Consider the following 2,021-nt stretch of genomic DNA (forward strand, 5'->3'; position numbering starts at 1 on the left):
TCGAAAACGGCAAAGTCTATGAAAATCCTATTGTTATTTTAGTTAATGAACTTACTCAAAGTCAGGCAGAGTTTACGGCAATGGCTTTTTCTACAGTTAAAAATTCGTTGGTGGTAGGATCTCAAACAACAGGGGCAGATGGTAATGCCAATAAATTTGAACTTCCTGGTGGCTTCCCCACAATGTTTACTGGAATTGGTATTTTCTACCCTGATGGTACGCAAACTCAAAGAATTGGGATAAAACTAGATAAAGAAATCCACCAAACCGCTGAGCAAATTAGAAATGGGGAAGACCCGCTAATGGAATACGGATTAAACTATATCCTTAAATATTGAATGCGCATCTGCGCAGGGGAGAGTAAAGTTTTTTTGAAGGGAGAGAGAAAAAAGAGTGTCGGTTGCTGGGATACTTATTTGCCATGCTCTGCTGGTGCGTATATATGGAAGCATTCAGTAGGGTTGTGTATTATCATTAACTTGGGTAATATTCTATTTTAAGAATACGCCATACAAAATCACCCAATTTTGTTTTAACTGTCACCTCATCTCCAACTTTTTTGTTGAGTAGTGCTTGAGCCATTGGAGAATCCATTGATATATAGTCTTTATTGCCAATCAGCTCTTCATAGCCAACAATTCGAAATCTATTTTGCAGATTTTTAGCTTCGTTTTTAATTTCCACCCAAGCACCAAACATAACTTTTCCTTCTTGGCTTGGGTGGTAATTAACTACTTTTAAGTCGTCAACACACTTACACAAATAACGAATGCGATTATCAATTTCTCGAAGTCGTTTTTTATTGTAATGGTAATCGGCATTTTCTGAGCGATCTCCCAAACTTGCTGCCCATGAAACCTTAGCGGTAACTTCTGGACGTTCAACGCGCACAAGGTGCTCATGTTCATCCCGTAATTTTTGCATGCCTTCGGGAGTAATCATTTGCTCGCGCTTGATTTTTGGTAGCGTTGATTCTGGGATTTTTCGCCTCATAGGTAGATGATCTTATTTTGAATACTTTCGCAAGATAATAATTGATGAACTATGTTTCTAATATAACCTGTCTGCCGACAGGCCATAGCCGCCAGTTTAGTAGTATAAGTGATTGATATCCGGTGTGCGTCTGGAAGCAAATACCTAGTTTTGTTATATAATGTTCTTGCGTTATAGCCTGTCCGCCAGTAATAAAATGAAGGCGGATTACTTAACTTTAAGCTTAGAGCAGCATTAATAGTTTAGCAAAAGGCCTTTCTTCTTTTATTACTCCATTATTCCTTTCTTAACGTAAACTGAGCACTCTTTTGGAATTTTATGAAAGGGAAGATGCCTAGGGAAAATGACGAATGTGTACGGTTGAATTTTTCTCTTGATAAGAAACGTACCTCATTTAGCAATCAATAATCGTGCATCACAAGATACCTTTTCTGCGCTAACACTATTATGGGAATCATAGTAATAACGAGCCCAAACAGAGGCAGACCAAATAGCACCAAATATATTTGAATGAGTGTGCAAAAGAAGCTGAATTTACCCAATCGATCTATATCAGCATTTTTGAGTATTATCCAGTGCAAGTAAAATAGGAAATTTCCTATGGCATAAAGCATCACTTGCCAAGCATAAAAGGTAGGTGCCTCAACAGGTAATCGCCTTATGACAACAATGATTTCTGGCATGAGGAGAAAACATGATGTAACAAAAAAGTATGCTACTCTTTTAACTGATGATATAGGAAGATTTTTAAGTATAGGTAATTGACAGGTGTAAAAATCAAATAAAGAATGAACAATTACAATATTTATACTCATTGCGGTTACTATTGAAACTCCTAAAAACCGCCAATCATAGCGTAATGTAGTATAGGTTGAGAAGCATGCCACAAGTATTCCAATGCTTAACAACTTAGATAAGAAAAGTAGAATAGGCCTATTTTTCAAAAGATATATGGGATACCATAATACGAAGGGCCGATAAATACGTCTATTAAGGTATCTAACAAAAAAACTTATTTTCACTTCCCT

General features: G+C 36.8%; 2 protein-coding genes. One reads left to right on the forward strand and one right to left on the reverse strand.

Annotated features, from left to right (window positions below):
• A partial coding sequence (locus tag E1140_RS19395; protein ID WP_221412730.1) for a S41 family peptidase occupies positions 1–338 on the forward strand: 338 nt, incomplete at its 5' end.
• 136 nt (positions 339–474) lie between these two features.
• Here the strand turns inward: E1140_RS19395 and greB are convergent.
• Positions 475–993 (reverse strand): transcription elongation factor GreB, encoded by a 519-nt coding sequence (greB, locus tag E1140_RS19400; RefSeq protein ID WP_155188098.1) that lies wholly within the window; start codon positions 991–993, stop codon positions 475–477.
• Between the last annotated feature and the right edge of the window lie 1,028 nt (positions 994–2,021).

It is taken from the genome of Fulvivirga lutimaris, assembly GCF_009711525.1.
GTDB lineage: Bacteria > Bacteroidota > Bacteroidia > Cytophagales > Cyclobacteriaceae > Fulvivirga > Fulvivirga lutimaris.

Coding starts and splice junctions, on each gene's coding strand:
- greB (WP_155188098.1), bottom strand. CDS start 993: ATGAGGCGAAAAATCCCAGAATCAACGCTACCAAAAATCAAGCGCGAG.